A 16,587-nucleotide genomic window follows, 5' to 3' on the forward strand; every position below is an offset into this window, starting at 1 on the left:
GCCGCCAACCTTAGGCAGTGACCGCGACCTGCAGTTCGGGACCCTCCGCGACGTCCAGGTCTGTCGCGAGAGTCTCGGCCATGATCAGGTCGCGATGCGCCTCGACCGCCTGCATGGTCCGAGCGTCAGCCGTCACCGACAAGCGCATCCGATCGGTCACCTGCAGGCCCGCGTCCCGCCGCGCCTGCTGCACCGAGCGGATCACGTCGCGAGCCGTCCCCTCGGCTTCCAGCTCAGGCGTGATCGTCGTATCCAGTACGACGAATCCGCCGCCGGAGAGCAGGCCGCTCGCCGTACCACCCTCGGCCAGCGTGGTCTCCAGGGTGTACTCACCCTCGGCCAACTCGATGCCCCCGGCAACGACAACGCCGTCCGCGGAGACCGACCAGTCGCCACTCTTCGACGCCTTGATCACCGTCTGGACGTCACGCCCCAGCCGCGGCCCGGCCGCCCGCGCGTTGACCGTCAACTGCTGCGACACCGGCGCGTCCACCGCATCCGCCGACGTCAGCACGACCTCGCGGACGTTGACCTCATCCTCGATCAAGGGCACCAGAGCCCGTAGCGCCTCCGCGTCGGCCGTCGCCACCGTCAGCGACTGCAACGGTTGCCGGCCGCGGATGCCTGCCGCCTTCCGAATCGACGACGCGACCGAGCACACCTCGCGCACCCGCTCCATCCGCGTGACCAGCTCCGGGTCGTCCGGAAGGTCGTCAACCGCCGGCCAGTCGGTCAGATGCACCGACCGCTCCCCGGTCAGACCACGCCAGACCTGCTCGACCGTGAGCGGCAGGAGCGGCGCAGCCGTCCGGCACACCACCTCAAGCGCGGTGTAGAGCGTGTTCACCGCGTCCTGGAACGTCTCCCCCGACTCGTCCCAGAAGCGATCCCGGGACCGGCGGATGTACCAGTTCGTCAGCACCTCCAGGTAGCTGAGCACCGCATCGCAGGCTGACGCGACGTCGTACCGGTCCAGCTTCTCCTCGACGTCCGCGACGAACACCCGCAGCCGGGCCAGCACGTACCGGTCCAGCAGCACCTCGGAGCCGGTCGACCACGTCGCGGTCGCCCCGGCGGCGTTCGCGTAGAGCGCGAAGAAGTACCAGGCGTTCCACAACGGGATCATCACCTGGCGGACACCGTCCCGGATGCCTTCCTCGGTGACGACCAGGTTCCCACCGCGCAGGATCGGGCTCGACATCAGGAACCAGCGCATCGCGTCGGCGCCGTCGCGGTCGAACACCTCGGACACGTCCGGGTAGTTCCGCAGCGACTTGCTCATCTTCTGGCCGTCGTTGCCGAGCACGATCCCGTGACTCAGGCAGGACGAGAACGCCGGCCGGTCGAACAGCGCCGTGGACAGGATGTGCAGGGTGTAGAACCAGCCGCGGGTCTGGCCGATGTACTCGACGATGAAGTCGCCCGGGAAATGGTGCTCGAACCACTCGGTGTTCTCGAACGGGTAGTGCACCTGCGCGAAGCTCATCGACCCCGAGTCGAACCACACGTCGAGTACGTCGGGCACCCGGCGCATCGTGGACCGCCCGGTCGGGTCGTCCGGATTCGGCCGGTTCAGCTGGTCGACGTACGGGCGGTGCAGGTCCGGGACCGCGACACCGAAGTCGCGCTCCAGCTCCTCGATCGAACCGTAGACGTCGATCCTCGGGTACGCCGGATCGTCCGAACGCCAGACCGGGATCGGACTGCCCCAGAACCGGTTCCGGCTGATCGACCAGTCCCGCGCGTTCGACAACCACTTCCCGAACTGCCCATGCTTCACGTGCTCCGGCACCCAGGTGATCTGCTCGTTCAGCTCGACCATCCGGTCCCGGATCCGGGTCACCTCGACGAACCAGCTCGACACCGCCTTGTAGATCAGCGGGTTCCGGCACCGCCAGCAGTGCGGGTAGCTGTGCACGTAGCTGTCCTCGCGGACCAGCGCCCCGGCCGCCCGCAGGTCCCGGATGATCGGCCGGTTCGCCTCGAACACATGCATCCCCTGGTACGGCGGGACCACGGACGTGAACCGGGCTCCTTCGTCAACGGTCAGCACAGTGGGGATCCCGGCCGCCTCACAGGCGACTTGGTCCTCCTCGCCGTACGCGGGAGCCATGTGTACGACGCCGGTGCCCTCGTCGGTGGTGACATGCTCGGCCGAGATGACCTGGAAGGCGTTGGCGGTCCCGAAGACCTCGGCGTTCGCGAGGAACGGGAACAGCGGGGCGTAGCGCAGGCCGATCAGCTCGGAGCCCTTGAGCCGCCGGAGCACCTCGTCACCGAGGCCGGCGAAGTCGCCGTGTGTCCCGGCGTACGCCGCCAACCGCGCCTCGGCGAGGATCGTCGGGCGGCCCTCGGCGTCGTTCACCACCACGTAGTCGACGTCCGGGCCGACGGCCATGGCAAGGTTGCTCGGCAGCGTCCAGGGCGTGGTGGTCCAGGCGAGCAGGCGCTCACCGGTCTCCAGCTCGACCGCGATCGTCACCGACGGGTCCTGGCGCTGCTGGTAGACGTCGTCGTCCATCCGCAGCTCGTGGTTGGAGAGCGGGGTCTCGTCGTTCCAGCAGTACGGCAACACCCGCAGGCCCTCGTACACCAGGCCCTTGTCGTACAGCGTCTTGAACGCCCAGATCACCGACTCCATGTAGTCGCGATTGAGCGTTTTGTAATCGTGGTCGAAGTCGACCCAGCGCGCCTGGCGGGTGACGTAACTGCGCCACTCACCGGTGTACTTCAGCACCGACGCCCGGCAGGCCTCGTTGAACTTCTCGATACCGAGCTCGAGGATGTCCGCCTTTGTCTTCAGCCCGAGCACCCGTTGAGCCTCCAGCTCGGCCGGCAACCCGTGCGTGTCCCACCCGAACCGCCGCTCCACCCGATGCCCACGCATCGTCTGGTACCGCGGCACAACGTCCTTCACGTATCCCGTCAGCAGGTGCCCGTAATGCGGCAGCCCGTTCGCGAACGGCGGCCCGTCGTAGAACACGAACTCGTTGGCCCCGTCCACCCCAGCCGCCCGCTGCTCCACCGAGGCCAGGAACGTCCCGTCCTTGTCCCAGTACTCGAGCACCTCCCGCTCGATCCGCGGAAAGTCAGGACTAGCACTCAGCTCGGCGTCACCGCTCTTCGGGTAGCTCACCCGCCGATCCTAGATGCGCCGCCTCATCACTCCCACCGCAATCCGTGGTCGCGCGGCCTTGAGCACCGATCAACCACGACTCGCCCACCAACTTGACTGTCCCGTGCTCAAAGTCGCCGGACCGGCAGCGCCGGCCTCCACCGGCCGACCGCGTGGCCGGCGACCGATTCGAGCCTGGCGCGGGACCGTGCACAATTTGTGGCTGCCGAGAACTCGCCACACCCTGGGGCAGGCCACCACAAGTTGTACGCAGCCACCACGCTCGGTCGCCCTCTGCACCTACCAACCGCACTCCCGGAACGCATCCGCTCCGCCGAGTGCCTCGGACGTGATCAGGTGCCGCGACGCGCCGGAGGCGCCAAAAGTCAGCCGCCGCCGAAGGCGGTGTCCTTTCGCGGGCCGGAGGTGCTAGCGCATGTTGTGGAGGAGGGCGGACTGGAGATAGCCCAGCCAGTCGTACAGGTCGTACGTCAGGCGGCGGGGGTCGTCGTCGGGAAGCTTCTCCCAGGTGGAGTAGTCGTCTTCTTCCTTGATGTCCAGGCGGGTGCCGATGGCCAGGCGGAGGTCGTTCAGGGCGCGCAGCCAGGACAGTTGTTCGTCGGGCTCCAGCGCGATCTCGTCCGCGCCGGACTCCTCGAGCGCGGACAGCACCCGCTTGGCGTCACCGATCTTGCGGTCGCGCAGGCCGCGCTCCGTGAACCGCCGGAACTCACCCGCCGCCTGGTCGTCCTCCTTGTAGGCATCCGGCAGCAACCGCTGGAGTACGACGTCCTCCGGCGGCGAGGTCGGCCCGTCGCTGTCCAGGAGCGCCGCCAGCGGATCCGAGGATTGGGTGGCGCGCGGCGGCAGGCCGTCGTACAGGAGTTCGACCAGGTTGCGGAGCAGGTTCGCCAGGATGTCCGCCTCGTGCTCGGCGAAACTGACGACGACGGTCTTGCGGCGCTTGCGGAACCGGGTCACGACTTCTCGCAGGTGGCCCACAGGCCGTAGGAGTGCATCGCTTCCACGTCGCGTTCCATCGCCTCGCGGTTGCCGTTCGAGACCGCCGACTTGCCCTCCTGGTGCACCTGCAGCATCAGCTTCTCCGCCTTGTGTTTGGAGTAGCCGAAGTAGGTCTGGAACACGAAGGTGACGTAGTCCATCAGGTTGACCGGATCGTTCCAGACGATCGTCACCCACGGTGGGCTCAGCTCGATCGCCTCGTCGACCTCGGGGCTCTCGAGTTCGCTTGGTGCGGTGCTCACCGGTCCATTCTCTCCATCATCGGTTCCAGGTTCGCAATAGGCTGCCCTTGTGACTCACGCTGTGACGCACTCGACCGCGCTCCTCACGGACCACTACGAGCTCACCATGCTGCAGGCCAGCCTGGCCGACGGCACGGCGCAGCGCCGGTCGGTCTTCGAGCTGTTCGCCCGCCGGCTGCCCGACGGGCGCCGCTACGGCGTGGTCGCCGGCGTGAACCGGCTGCTGGACGCGCTGGAGCGGTTCCGCTTCGACGAGCGGGCGATCGGGTTCCTGGCCGACCGGGGTGTCGTCGACCAGGCTACCCGGGACTGGCTGGCGGACTACCGGTTCACCGGCGACATCTCCGGCTACGCCGACGGCGAGATCTTCTTCCCCGGCTCGCCGGTGCTGGTGGTTGAGGCCAGTTTCGCCGAGGCGGTGCTGCTGGAAACCGTGTTCCTGTCGATCCTGAACCACGATTCCGCGGTCGCCTCGGCGGCGTCCAGGATGACCTGGTGGGCCGGTGGCCGGCCGTGTATCGAGATGGGCTCGCGCCGGACCCACGAGGAGTCCGCGGTCGCCGCCGCGCTGTCGGCGTACATCGCGGGCTTCGCCACCACCTCGAACCTGGAGGCCGCGCACCGGTACGGCATCCCGAGCGCCGGTACGGCGGCGCACTCGTTCACGCTGCTGCACGACACCGAGCGGGACGCGTTCGTCTCCCAGGTCGATGCCCTCGGCAAGGGGACGACCCTGCTGGTGGACACGTACGACGTGGCCGAGGCGGTCCGGACCGCGATCGCCATCACCGGCCCCGAGCTCGGCGCGGTCCGGCTCGACTCCGGCGACCTGCCGTCCCTGGCCGGGCAGGTCCGCGAGCAGCTGGACGCTCTCGGGGCGACCAAGACCCGGATCATCGTCACCAGCGACCTGGACGAGTACCAGATCGCCGCCCTCGCCCCCGCCCCGGTCGACGGGTACGGCGTGGGTACGTCGCTCGTCACCGGCAGCGGCCACCCGACCTGCGGGTTCGTGTACAAACTGGTCGCCCGGGAGAACGCGGACGGGGCGCTGGTCCCGGTGGCGAAGAAGAGCCCGGACAAGATCTCCATCGGCGGCAGGAAGTATGCGCTGCGGCGCCGCTCGGCCAGCGGCGTTGCGGAGGTCGAGCTGATCGGCGTCGGCGAGCCGCCGGTCGACGACGGTGACGACCGGGAGCTGCTCAAGCCGCTGGTCGAGGCCGGCAAGATCGTCGGCCGCACCACCCCGGAGGAGTCCCAGGCGCACCACCTCAAGGTGCGCGACGAACTGCCCCGCTACGCCAGCCAGCTGAGCCGTGGCGAGCCCGCGATCCCGACCGAGTACAGCGGCGAGTACGACGCCCGCAACCCATTCCTGCCCCGGAGCCACATGTGAGCACCGAACGGGCTGAATGGCCTCCAGAAGCACCGGCGAGCGAAGCAGACGTCTTGGTCGCGCTGCGGTTCGCCGACCGGGCGGCCCGGAAGGCGGTCGCTGACGAGCTGGCCGGTACCGGACTGCACACCGGCCAGGAACTGGTTCTCGCCAAGCTCCTGCACCACGGCTCGCTCCAGGTGGCCCAACTGGCCAAGGTCCTGGACGTCGAGGTGCCGACGGCAACGAAAACCACCCAGCGGATGGAAGCTGCCGGCCTCGTCCGCCGGGTCAGGAACAGCACGGACGCCCGCCAGGTCGCGATCGAACTCACCGACCGCGGCGCCGAGCTGGCCCACACGGTCCAGGAGGTCTACGACCGAGCCGGCCGCCGGGCCCTCGCCCAGCTCGGCCCAGAGGACCGCCGCGTGCTCCGCAATCTCCTCTGGACCATCACCAGCACCCTCGAGCCAGGATCCTAGATCGGAATGCCCGGAAGGCCGGGGGTGCGCGGTGCCTTGAGGTCCCGGCGTACCAGGACAGTCACCCAGGCAGCGCCGGCGCAGAAGATGGCCGCGAACAGCCAGAAGTTGTAGGCCACGCTCGGCGACAGGAGATCGGCGAGGACGAAGAGCGCGATCGCGGAGAAGAGCCCGACGAAGAGCAGTCCTATGCTCAGGACGATGGTGGCGTCCATGGCCGGGGTCGCGCGGCGGTGTCGCAGCCGCCAAGCGCAGGCGACGACCACGAGCAGGCCGCTGGAGGACAGGACCAGCGACACGATGTCAGGCCAGCTCCCGTCGGCCGGAGCCGCTCCGGTCTCCTGGGCGGCGCCGTTGGCCGTGATCTCGGTCAGCCGGCCGCGCCAGATCGTGCCGGTCACCCGGTCGCCCTCGTCGAGTTGATCGAGGATGGGGCCGCTGTTGGGGAACCCCGTGTTCCACCTGGCGCCGGACGCGCCGATCAGGACCGCGCTGCGGTCGCCCGTCTTGTACTCCGGGACAACGTGGATGCCGGACGCGGTGAACTCTTCCGTCCACCGGCATTCGGCCGGTGTCTGCGGAGCGGTCGAGCAGCGCGGCGCAGTCTCGTAGGCGTGTATCTCGCGGTCGTTGTCCGGCGCCACCACAGTGCCGAGGTCGGTAGCGACACCGACCAGGGCAACGCCGCCCAGGAGAACGAAGATTGTTGTGACTGTTTTGTCGAGGATCCCCACAGGTCAATGATGCGCTCGACAGGGGTTGGGGTTGTGTCCCGTTGGTGTGATGCGCGCGACACGCGTCGAGGGCCGTCCCTAGCGCGCGTCGAAGACCTTCGCGAGCAGACTCAGAGCCTCGCGCAGGAGCTCAGGCGGCATCACGAGCGGCGGCAGGAACCGCAGTACGTTGCCGTAGGTCCCCGCGGTCAGCACGACCATCCCCTCCGCGTGACACGCTCGCGCGATCTCCCCGGTCGCGATCGGATCGGGCTCGCCGGAGCTGTCGACCAGCTCGATGGCGATCATCGCGCCCCGCCCGCGGACGTTGCCGATGATGGGGTGCCGCTTGGCCAGGTCATGCAGCGCGGCCAGCATGACCTCGCCGATCTCCCGCGCCCGGGCCGGCAGGTCGTCGCCTTCGATCACCGAGATCGCCGCCAGCGAAGCCGCGCACGCCACCGGGTTCCCGCCGTACGTGCCGCCGAGACCACTCACGTGCGGCGCGTCCATGATCTCCGCCCGGCCCGTCACGGCCGCCAGCGGCAGGCCGCCCGCGATGCCCTTCGCCAGTGTGATCACATCCGGTACGACGCCCTCGTGCGTGCACGCGAAGAGGTCGCCGGTCCGCCCGAACCCGGTCTGGATCTCATCCGCGACGAACACCACCCCGGCAGAACGGCACCACTCGGCCACCGCAGGCAAGAACCCGGGAGCAGGTACGACGAACCCGCCCTCGCCGTGGATCGGTTCGATCACCACGCAAGCCACGTTCGACGCACCGACGTACTTCTCGATCGACGCCACCGCCCGGGCCGCGGCCTCCGGTCCGCTCAGCCCGTCGCGATACGGGTACGACGTCGGCACTCTGTACACCTCCGGCGCGAACGGCCCGAACCCGTCCTTGTACGGCGCGTTCTTCGCCGTCATCGCCATGGTCAGGTTGGTCCGCCCGTGGTACCCGTGGTCGAACACCACCACCGCGTTCCGCCGGGTGTGGGAGCGGGCGATCTTCACCGCGTTCTCGACCGCCTCGGCACCGGAGTTCAGCAGCACGGACCGTTTCTCGTGGTCCCCGGGCGTGATCCGGTTCAGCTCCTCGCACACCTCGAGGTAGCCGGCGTACGGCGTGACCATGAAGCAGGTGTGGGTGAACCGGGCCACCTGCTCCTGGACGGCGCTCACCACCTGCGGCGCCGCGTTGCCGACGTTCGTGACCGCGATCCCGGAGCCGAGATCGATCAGCTGGTTGCCGTCGGCATCCACCACGATCCCGCCGCCGGCCTCGGTGACGAACACCGGCAGCGCCACCCCGATCCCGCGCGCGACCGAGCGCCGTACCCGCGCCATCAACTCGATCGACCGAGGCCCGGGAATCTCCGTGACCAGCTTGCGTTCCTGCGTGACTGTCATCGTCCTGCTCCCAATGATTCCGCGTCGCCTGAGAGTTTCTGTGCCAGCCAGACCGGGATCACCGAGAACACGATCAGCGCGGCCGCGACCACGTTGACGATCGGCGCCTGGTTCGGCCGGAACAGGTTGTTGAAGATCCAGATCGGCAGCGTCTGCTGGTTCGCGCCGGCGGTGAACGTGGTCACGATGATCTCGTCGAACGAGAGCGCGAACGCGAGCAGCCCACCGGCCAGCAGCGCCGACCGGATCAGCGGGAACGTCACCAGCCGGAAGGTGGTGAACCCGGACGCACCGAGATCCGCCGACGCCTGCTCGAGATGTACGCCGGTCCGCCGCAGCCGCGCGATCACGTTGTTGAACACCGTCACGATGCAGAACGTCGCGTGCGCGATGACGATCGTGCCGAACCCGAGTTCGAAGCCGAAGATGGTCCGGAACGCGTTGTTCAGCGCTATCCCGGTGACGATGCCAGGCAGCGCGATCGGCAGGATCACCAGCAGCGACACCGAGTCGCGGCCGTAGAAGCTGAACCGCTGCAGCGCGAACGCGATCATCGTCCCCAGCACCAGCGCGATCACTGTCGCCACGAGCCCGACCCGAACACTCACCCAGAGCGCATCCAGCGCGCCTTGGCTCTCGGCCGCGCGCCGCCACCACTCCAGCGTGAAGTCCCGCGGCGGCCAGGCGAACGTCTTGTTCACGTTGAACGAGTTCACCAGCACCAGCAGCAACGGGATGTAGATGATCGCGAGGATCACGATGGTGAGGATCCGCAACACCATCCTGGTCGGTCCGGAGATCGTCATCACAGGCTCTCCATCGCTCCGGTACGGCGTACCGCGGCCAGGTACCCCAGCATCACCACGACCGGGATGGTGGCGACCGCCGCCGCGAAGGGCAGGTTGTTGGCCGCGCCCACGTTGTCGTACACAACGTTGCCCAGCAACTGGTTGGTACCGCCGACGATCCGTACGGCGATGTAGTCGCCCAGCGTCAGGCTGAAGGTGAAGATCGACCCGGCCACCATGGCCGGCACCACCACCGGCACGACCACCCGCCGGATCGTCTGGGTGGTCTTCGCACCGAGATCGGCCGATGCCTCCAGCAACGAATCCGGCAGCCGTTCCAGGCCGGCGTAGATCGGCAGGATCATGTACGGCAGCCACAGGTAGGCCAGCGTCACCACCGTCGCGGTCAGACCGAACCCGGGCGACTGCAGCCCGACCGCCTCGAACATCGAGGACACCAGCCCGCCCTCGGCGAACATCCCGCGCCACGCGTACGCCTTGACCAGATAGCTGGCCCACAAGGGCATCAGCACCGCCACCAGCAGGAACCGGCGCAGCCCCGGGCGCGCCACCTTCGACATGTACAGCGCGATCGGGAACGCGACCACCGCATCGATCACGGTCACCAGGAGGGCGACCCCGATCGTGCGCAGGGCTATGGTCCGGTACACCTCGACGGTGAACAGCGTCCGGAAGCTGTCCAGCGTCCACTCCCTCTCGATCAGCCCGGTGAAGCTGTCCTGCGACCAGAGGGCGGTGACGAACAACGCCGCCAACGCCCCCAGGTACGCAACCCCGAGCCACAGGATCGGCGGCCCTAGCAACAAACCCAACCGAACCCGCGGGTGCCGGTGCAGACCGCTCATCCCTTGATTTGGGTCCAGGCTTGGGTCCAGCGGCTGTAGTCGGTGCACTTGACGTCGGTGCGGCCGTCGAGGCACTGCTCGATCGGGGTGGTCCAGTACCAGATCTTCTCGGAGTAGGCCTCGTCACCCGCGTGGAACGTGGTGCAGTGGTTCTTGTCCGCGGTCTGTGCACACGCCTTCGCGTTGGCCGGCGACTCACCGAAGTACTCGGCCACCGCCGCGTTCGCGGTCGGGCTGACGATGTGGTTCATCCAGAGGTAGCCGCAGTTCTTGTTCTTCGACGTCGCACTCAGCATCCAGGTGTCGGACCAGCCGGTCACGCCCTCGGTCGGGACGGTGACCTGCACCGGGACCTTCTCGCCGGTCGCCACGTTCGCGATCACCTGCCAGGTGGTGCCGACCACCGAGTTGCCGCTGGTGAACGCCTGCACCTCCTTGAGGTAGTCCGACCAGTACTCCGACACCAGCGTCTTCTGCTGCTTGAGCAGATCGACGGTCGCGGTGAACTGCTTGTCGTCCAGCGCGTACGGGTTCTTGATGCCCAGATCAGGCTTCGTCGCCATCAGGTACATCGCGGCGTCGGCGATGTAGATCGGTGAGTCGTACGCCGTGACCGCACCCTTGTACGGCGAGTTCGCGTCGAAGACCACGCCCCACGACGTCGGCGCCGGCGTCACCTTGTCGGTCCGCCACATCAGCAGGTTCGCGCCGTACCCGTGCGGTACGCCGTACATCTGGCCCTTCACCGAGTTCCACGGTCGGTCCTTGAGGAACGGGTAGACGTCGGCGTAGTTCGGGATCAGGTCGGTGTTCACGGGCTCCACCTGTCCGCCCGCGATCAGCCGCAGCGACGCGTCGCCGGAGGCCGACACCACGTCGTACTGCCCGGTCTTCATCAGGCTGACGGCCTCGTCCGACGTACCGAACGTCTTCACCGTGACCTGGCAGCCGGTCTCCTTCTCGAACGACGAGACCCAGTCGACCTTCGGGTCGTTCGAGCCGTCCTCGGCGTACCCGGGCCAGGCCAGCACACTGAGCTTGCCCTCCCCGGCTCCGAGCGTGTCGAGTTTCTTCAGGTCCGGCGGGGTGAACCCGCTCGTCCCGGCCGCCCCGTCACCGGAGCTGTCGTCGGAACCACCGGACGTGCCGCACGCTGCCAGGATCAGAGCGAGCACTGCCAGGCTCGCCGCCGCACTGAGTCTCTTCATCGAAAGCTCCTTGCCAAAGGGGGTGGGGCGGTGGGACTTGCTAGGCGGAACCGCCGATCTCGACGGTGTGTTCGCGGCGCCAGGTGAGGCGGACCTGGGCACCCCGAAGCGCGAGCTTGTCCTGCACCGAACCCTGCTGGTTCTGTTGCAGGACGATGAGCGAGCCACCGGCGTCCAGATCGACCACGGTCTGCGTGGCCGAGCCCAGATACACCACTTCGCGGACCACACCGGTGGCGGTACAGCTCCCCGGGCCGGCGGCGGCGTCCCGAGTTTGCATGTCGATCTTCTCGGGCCGGACGGTGAACACTCCCGGCGTACCGAGGACGGCGGATGCGACGTCGCCCTCGAGCAGATTGGAGGTACCGACGAACCCGGCGACGAACGCACTCGCCGGGTGCTCGTACAGCTCGGCGGGCCCGGCCAGCTGCTCGATCCGGCCGCCGTTGAACACGGCGATCCGGTCGCTCATCGTCAGCGCCTCCTCCTGGTCGTGGGTGACGAACACGAAGGTGATGCCGACATCACGCTGCAGCGCCTTGAGCTCGAGCTGCATCTCCCGGCGCAGCTTCAGGTCGAGGGCTCCGAGCGGCTCGTCCAGCAACAGCAGCTTCGGGCGGTTCACCAGTGCCCGGGCCAGCGCAACGCGTTGCCGCTGGCCACCGGACAGTTGGCTCGGCCGGCGGTCCCCGAACCCCTCCAGCCGGACCGTTTCCAGCGCCTCGAGAGCTCTGGTACGGCGCGACCGCCGGTCGACACCCTTCACCCGCAACCCGTACTCGACGTTCTGCAACACACTCATATGCGGGAACAGCGCGTAGTCCTGGAAGACCGTGTTCACATCGCGCGCGTACGGTGGCCGCTCGGTGACGTCGACGCCCCCGAGCAGGATCCGGCCCGCGGTCGGCACCTCGAAGCCGGCGATCATCCGCAGCACCGTGGTCTTGCCGGAACCGGACGGGCCGAGCATCGAGAAGAACTCGCCCTCGGCCAGGTCGAGGTCGACACCGTCCACCGCGGCCACCTCGCCGAACGTCTTCCGCAGGCCGCGCAGGCTGACCGCCGCCACCGTGTCCGGCGGCGTCTCGGTCGTCACCTGCTCACCCAAGCTCGTCATCCGATCGCTGACATCACGTGCTTGACCCGGGTGTAGTCCTCGACGCCGTACAGGGACAGGTCCTTGCCGTGCCCGGAGTGCTTGAAGCCGCCGTGCGGCATCTCGGCCACCAGCGGGATGTGGGTGTTGATCCAGACGCAGCCGAAGTCGAGGGCCGCGGACATCCGCAGTGCCCGCGAGTGGTCAGTGGTGAACACGCTCGACGCGAGACCGAAGCGCACGCCGTTGGCCATCCGCAGTGCCTCGTCCTCGTCGGTGAACGACTGCACGGTGATGACCGGACCGAACACCTCGTCCTGGATCATCTCGTCGTCCTGCCGCAGCCCGGTGACGACGGTCGCGTCCAGGAAGTAGCCGTCGGCAAGGGCTCCGCCGGACCGCTCGCCACCCAGTGCGATCGAGCCGTGCTCGGGCATCCGGGCCAGGAAGCCGTGGACCCGGTCCAGCTGCAGACTGCTGTTCAGTGGCCCGAACAGAGCGTCACCGTCGTTCGCGAGTCCTGGGCGCGCGTTCGATCGCGCCCAGTCGACCAGGGTCTGCACGAACTCGTCGTGCACCGATGCATCGACGATCACCCGGCAGGCCGCCGTACAGTCCTGGCCGGCGTTGAAGTAGCCGCCGACCCCGATCGCCTCGGCCGCCGCCGCGAGATCCGCGTCCGCGAAGACGACGGCCGGTGCTTTGCCGCCGAGTTCGAGATGGGTGCGCTTGAGGTCGAGCGCCGCCGTACTGGCGACCTCGGAACCGGCGCGGGTCGAGCCGGTGATGCTGACCTGGCCGGGGACCGGATGCGCAACCACGGCCTGCCCGGTCGCACGGTCACCGCAGACGACGTTGAACACGCCGGGCGGCAGTACTTCGGCCGCGAGCTCGGCGAGCATCACCGTCGTCACCGGTGTGGTCTCGGCCGGCTTCAGGACCACGGTGTTACCGGCGGCAAGCGCCGGACCGAACTTCCAGACCGCCATCATCATCGGGTAGTTCCACGGCGTGATCTGGCCGACGACACCGATCGGCTCGCGGCGCACCCAGGACGTGTGACCGGCCAGGTACTCACCCGCGGACTTGCCTTCGAGCAGCCGTGCAGCGCCTGCGAAGAACCGCAACTGGTCGACCATGACGTCCAGTTCCTCGGTCCGGGTCAGCTCGAGCAGCTTGCCGGTGTTCTCCGACTCGGCGGCGACCAGGGCGTCTGCCTCAGCCTCGACCCGGTCGGCGAACCGCAGCAGCGCGCGTTGCCGCTCGCTCGGTGTGGTCCCGGCCCAGCCCGGCGCAGCGGCGTCTGCCGCCCGGTACGCCGCGTCCACGTCGTCGTCGCCGGACAATGGCGCCGTACCGAAGACCTTGCCGGTGGCCGGATCGACGAGCTCGCTGGTAGCGCCGCTGAGCGCGTCTCGCGGTGTTCCGTTGATCAGATTCCGCACAGTTCGCATCGCGCACGCTCCCGTGGCCGGGGACTGTCTCTGGTGGCCGTAAACATATGAAATCAGATGTTAAAGTTCAAGAGATCGGTGAGAATGTTCCGGAGTTGTGTCCGGGTGACCGAGAGAGGTAGGGGCGGGATGGCGCTGCGGTTCTACGGCAGTGGCGCGGCGGCAGTGTTCGCACCGCTGGAGACGCTGAGCCGCTCGGAACTGGTGGAGCGCCGCCTGACCGACGCGATCGCGCTGGGCCTGCTCCCGGACTCGGAGCAACTGCCGGGCGAGTCCGACCTGGCCGGCATCTTCGGCGTCTCCACCACCACGGTGCGCGAAGCCCTGTCGTCACTGCGGTTGCGCGGTCTGATCCACACCCGGCGTGGGCGGGGCGGCGGCAGCTTCGTCCGGGCCCAGGAGGAGATGTCCGCCGCGATCGTCCGGGACCGGCTGGAGGAGCTGAGCCTCGCGCAGCTTCGCGATCTCGGCGACCACTACAGCGCCATTGCGGGTACGGCGGCCAGACTCGCGGCCGAGCGGGCGACGCCGGACGACGTGCAGCGTCTCGGCGGGGTCTGCGACAGTCTGGAGAACGCCGAAGGTCTCGGCTCCCGTCGCCGGGCGGATGCACAGTTCCACATCGAGGTGGCCGCGACCGCGCAATCCACCCGGCTGTACCGCGCCGAGGTGAGCCTCCAGGCAGAGGTCGGCACGCTGCTCTGGCTGGCGTTCGGCGACGACGAGAGTCACCGCCGGACCGTGCAGAGCTGCCGGGATGTCGTCGCGGCGATCGAGCGAACCGACGGCGACGCCGCCCGGGCGGCCGCGGAGGAACGCGTCGCAGACTCGACGGCACGACTGATCGACCTCAGACTGGCCCTGGAGGACTGATGAGTACTCACCTTGCGTCAGATGCCGGAGTCGATGCCGTCCTGGAGCAGGTCGGCGGCGTGGTCGGCGAGGCCTTCGGGCTCGCCGACCGGATCGCCACGGACGTCGGTGCCGTGTTCACCGAGCAGCCGACGGTCCGGCGCGGCGACCTCGGTGCGGTCACGACCCTGGTGGGTCCGGCGCTCGAGGATCCGGACGGCCTGATCCAGGGCGCGGGATTCGTCGCGGCCGTCGACACGCTGGCCGACTCCCGCTGGTGGCTGGAGTGGTTCATGCTGAGCAACGGTTCGGCCGAGCGCCTGATCGTCGACACCGATCCACGCGGCGAGAACTTCTACGACTACGGTTCCCTGCCCTGGTACGACGTACCGCGGACCACCGGCCGCCGCCACATCACCGGGCCGTACGTCGACTACCTGTGTACCGACGACTACACCCTGACCTTCACCGTGCCCGTCGTGGTGGACGACCGGTTCGTCGGCGTGGCCGGCGCGGACGTCCGCGTGTTCACCTTCGAGAAGGCGATCCTGCCCTGCCTGCGGGCGACCCACCGAAAAGTTGCCATCGTCAACGACCAGGGCCGGGTCGTGCTGAGCAACAGCGCCCACCACGTGAGCGGGACGCTGCTGCGCGCACCGTCACCGTCGTACCGGATCGAGGATCTGCCGCTGTCGGTGGTCGAGCTCAGCTAGGCAGGTACGTGTCCAGGTAGGGGTTGCGGAACTTGCCGGCCGGGTCGTACTTCGCCGCGAGCGCGATGAAGTCGGGCACCTTGGGATAACGCGCGCGGAGCAACGCCGCGTCGGCGGCGAAGACCTTGCCCCAGTGCGGCCGCACGTCCAGCGGGTCCAGGGCCTCCTCGAGCGCGGTCACGACAGGCCGTACGGCGGACTCGTCCTGAATCCAGGTGAAATGCAGCGCGACCGTGTCCCGGCCCTGGCTCGGGCTCAGCCACAGCTCGTCGGCGGCGATCGTGCGGATCTCGGACACCTGGATGACCGGCGTGAACTGATTACCCAGGGCCCGCAGTACGTCGAACGCCTCGGCCGCCCGCTCGCGCGGGACGAAGTACTCGGACTGCAGTTCGTCGCCGTTGCTCGGCGTGAACTCGAGCCGGAAGTGCGGCAGCCGCTCGTTCCACGGACCCGGTACGCCACCCTGTTGAGTGGCGTAGCCGGCCGGCATCACCTTGATCGGATGACGGGGGCCGTCAGCAACCTTCGCGCCCAGCCACTCCGCCTCGATCGGCACCTCACCACGCTGCTTGCGCCACACCATCACGTCCGGATCGACCCAGTCGGTGAAGGCGCTGACGCTGTACGCGCTGCCCATCACCGCGCCGAAGTCCGACCCCAGCCGCTCCACCGGCAGACCGTCGTACACGACCTGGCTGATCTGGTACGACGGCTGGACGTCGAGCGTGAGGCTGACAGTGACACCGAGCGCACCGAGCGAGATCACCGAGCCGGAGAAGTCCGGGTCGGCACGAGTCAGCGTGACGAGCTCGCCGGACGCGTCCACGAAGGTGATCGCGTTGACGGCGTCCGCGAGTGGACCGTTGGTGTCGCCGGAGCCGTGGGTGCCGGTGGAGCAGGCACCGGCGACCGAGATGTGCGGCAGCGAACCGAGGTTGTGCAACGCGAGTCCTTGGGCCTGCAGGGCCGCCGTGATCTCGCCGTACCGAAGCCCGGCGGAGACTGTCACCCCACGCTCGCCGACCTCGATCACCTGCGGCAGGTCCGCGACACTGACCAGCGTGCCGGTGCTGTCGGCGATCCGGTTGAACGAGTGCCCGGTGCCGAGCACGCGCACCTTCTCGCTCGACGCCACGATCTCCTGCAGTTCCCCCACCGACCCCGGCCGCTGCACTGCGCTCGCGAAGCTGACGTTCCCCGCCCAGTTCGTGACATTTGTCATGAAGTACACCTTCCTCGCGCGC

The 16,587-nt window shown here is 68.4% G+C and carries 15 protein-coding genes; 4 read left to right on the top strand and 11 right to left on the bottom strand.

Annotated features, from left to right (window positions below; genetic code table 11):
- Window positions 1-10: 10 nt before the first annotated feature.
- The 3 genes from ileS to clpS all read right to left on the bottom strand — a co-directional run bounded on the left by ileS (window position 11) and on the right by clpS (window position 4,380).
- Window positions 11-3,136, bottom strand: coding sequence for an isoleucine--tRNA ligase (gene ileS, locus OG817_RS27955; protein WP_406047573.1), 3,126 nt, complete (start codon window positions 3,134-3,136; stop codon window positions 11-13).
- A 408-nt stretch (window positions 3,137-3,544) separates the two neighbouring features.
- Window positions 3,545-4,096 carry a DUF2017 domain-containing protein gene (locus OG817_RS27960; protein ID WP_406047574.1) on the bottom strand — a complete coding sequence of 184 codons (552 nt, stop codon included), beginning with the start codon at window positions 4,094-4,096 and terminating at the stop codon, window positions 3,545-3,547.
- On the bottom strand, window positions 4,093-4,380 hold the full coding sequence (gene clpS, locus OG817_RS27965; protein ID WP_131361796.1) for an ATP-dependent Clp protease adapter ClpS: 288 nt from the start codon (window positions 4,378-4,380) through the stop codon (window positions 4,093-4,095). Before clpS ends, OG817_RS27960 begins: the two co-directional genes overlap by 4 nt.
- 106 nt (window positions 4,381-4,486) lie before the next feature.
- On the opposite strand from clpS, the gene OG817_RS27970 reads away from it, so the two are divergent.
- Together OG817_RS27970 and OG817_RS27975 are read left to right on the top strand one after the other, a co-directional pair.
- Complete coding sequence (locus OG817_RS27970; RefSeq protein WP_406057530.1) at window positions 4,487-5,776, top strand: nicotinate phosphoribosyltransferase; 1,290 nt, start codon at window positions 4,487-4,489, stop codon at window positions 5,774-5,776.
- Window positions 5,773-6,237, top strand: coding sequence for a MarR family winged helix-turn-helix transcriptional regulator (locus OG817_RS27975; RefSeq protein ID WP_406047575.1), 465 nt, complete (start codon window positions 5,773-5,775; stop codon window positions 6,235-6,237). The genes OG817_RS27970 and OG817_RS27975 overlap by 4 nt, the downstream gene beginning before the upstream one ends.
- Here the strand turns inward: OG817_RS27975 and OG817_RS27980 are convergent.
- The 7 genes from OG817_RS27980 to OG817_RS28010 all read right to left on the bottom strand — a co-directional run bounded on the left by OG817_RS27980 (window position 6,234) and on the right by OG817_RS28010 (window position 13,775).
- Window positions 6,234-6,971, bottom strand: coding sequence for a hypothetical protein (locus OG817_RS27980; RefSeq protein ID WP_406047576.1), 738 nt, complete (start codon window positions 6,969-6,971; stop codon window positions 6,234-6,236). The two genes, OG817_RS27975 and OG817_RS27980, sit on opposite strands and share 4 nt — an antisense overlap.
- A 78-nt stretch (window positions 6,972-7,049) precedes the next feature.
- On the bottom strand, window positions 7,050-8,363 hold the full coding sequence (gene gabT, locus OG817_RS27985; protein WP_406047577.1) for a 4-aminobutyrate--2-oxoglutarate transaminase: 1,314 nt from the start codon (window positions 8,361-8,363) through the stop codon (window positions 7,050-7,052).
- Window positions 8,360-9,169, bottom strand: coding sequence for an ABC transporter permease (locus OG817_RS27990; protein WP_131517495.1), 810 nt, complete (start codon window positions 9,167-9,169; stop codon window positions 8,360-8,362). Before OG817_RS27990 ends, gabT begins: the two co-directional genes overlap by 4 nt.
- Window positions 9,169-10,017, bottom strand: a complete 849-nt coding sequence (locus OG817_RS27995) for an ABC transporter permease (RefSeq protein WP_406047578.1) — start codon at window positions 10,015-10,017, stop codon at window positions 9,169-9,171. The genes OG817_RS27990 and OG817_RS27995 overlap by 1 nt, the downstream gene beginning before the upstream one ends.
- A complete protein-coding gene (locus OG817_RS28000; RefSeq protein WP_360453301.1) occupies window positions 10,014-11,225 on the bottom strand; it encodes an ABC transporter substrate-binding protein in 1,212 nt (403 codons plus the stop codon). Before OG817_RS28000 ends, OG817_RS27995 begins: the two co-directional genes overlap by 4 nt.
- Before the next feature lie 40 nt (window positions 11,226-11,265).
- A complete protein-coding gene (locus tag OG817_RS28005) occupies window positions 11,266-12,321 on the bottom strand; it encodes an ABC transporter ATP-binding protein (protein ID WP_406047579.1) in 1,056 nt (351 codons plus the stop codon).
- 17 nt (window positions 12,322-12,338) lie between these two features.
- Complete coding sequence (locus OG817_RS28010) at window positions 12,339-13,775, bottom strand: gamma-aminobutyraldehyde dehydrogenase (protein ID WP_396395447.1); 1,437 nt, start codon at window positions 13,773-13,775, stop codon at window positions 12,339-12,341.
- A gap of 105 nt (window positions 13,776-13,880) precedes the next feature.
- Between OG817_RS28010 and OG817_RS28015 the strand changes: the two genes are divergently transcribed.
- Both OG817_RS28015 and OG817_RS28020 read left to right on the top strand, forming a co-directional pair.
- Window positions 13,881-14,648 (top strand): FadR/GntR family transcriptional regulator, encoded by a 768-nt coding sequence (locus tag OG817_RS28015; RefSeq protein ID WP_406047580.1) that lies wholly within the window; start codon window positions 13,881-13,883, stop codon window positions 14,646-14,648.
- The gene (locus tag OG817_RS28020; RefSeq protein ID WP_406047581.1) at window positions 14,648-15,340 is read left to right on the top strand and encodes a cache domain-containing protein; all 693 of its coding nucleotides are present in this window, start codon (window positions 14,648-14,650) and stop codon (window positions 15,338-15,340) included. The genes OG817_RS28015 and OG817_RS28020 overlap by 1 nt, the downstream gene beginning before the upstream one ends.
- On the opposite strand, the gene OG817_RS28025 is transcribed toward OG817_RS28020, so the two are convergent.
- Window positions 15,333-16,565 carry a D-arabinono-1,4-lactone oxidase gene (locus tag OG817_RS28025; protein WP_406047582.1) on the bottom strand — a complete coding sequence of 411 codons (1,233 nt, stop codon included), beginning with the start codon at window positions 16,563-16,565 and terminating at the stop codon, window positions 15,333-15,335. The genes OG817_RS28020 and OG817_RS28025 overlap by 8 nt on opposite strands.
- Between the last annotated feature and the right edge of the window lie 22 nt (window positions 16,566-16,587).

It is taken from the genome of Kribbella sp. NBC_00889 (genome assembly GCF_045207705.1).
Lineage (GTDB): Bacteria > Actinomycetota > Actinomycetes > Propionibacteriales > Kribbellaceae > Kribbella.

Excerpts from the sequence above, each read along its gene's own strand:
- OG817_RS27970 (WP_406057530.1), top strand. The coding sequence starts at position 4,487 with ATGCTGCAGGCCAGCCTGGCCGACGGCACGGCGCAGCGCCGGTCGGTC.
- OG817_RS28000 (WP_360453301.1), bottom strand. The coding sequence starts at position 11,225 with ATGAAGAGACTCAGTGCGGCGGCGAGCCTGGCAGTGCTCGCTCTGATC.
- OG817_RS28010 (WP_396395447.1), bottom strand. The coding sequence starts at position 13,775 with ATGCGAACTGTGCGGAATCTGATCAACGGAACACCGCGAGACGCGCTC.
- OG817_RS27995 (WP_406047578.1), bottom strand. The coding sequence starts at position 10,017 with ATGAGCGGTCTGCACCGGCACCCGCGGGTTCGGTTGGGTTTGTTGCTA.
- OG817_RS28020 (WP_406047581.1), top strand. The coding sequence starts at position 14,648 with ATGAGTACTCACCTTGCGTCAGATGCCGGAGTCGATGCCGTCCTGGAG.
- OG817_RS28025 (WP_406047582.1), bottom strand. The coding sequence starts at position 16,565 with ATGACAAATGTCACGAACTGGGCGGGGAACGTCAGCTTCGCGAGCGCA.
- OG817_RS27990 (WP_131517495.1), bottom strand. The coding sequence starts at position 9,169 with ATGACGATCTCCGGACCGACCAGGATGGTGTTGCGGATCCTCACCATC.
- gabT (WP_406047577.1), bottom strand. The coding sequence starts at position 8,363 with ATGACAGTCACGCAGGAACGCAAGCTGGTCACGGAGATTCCCGGGCCT.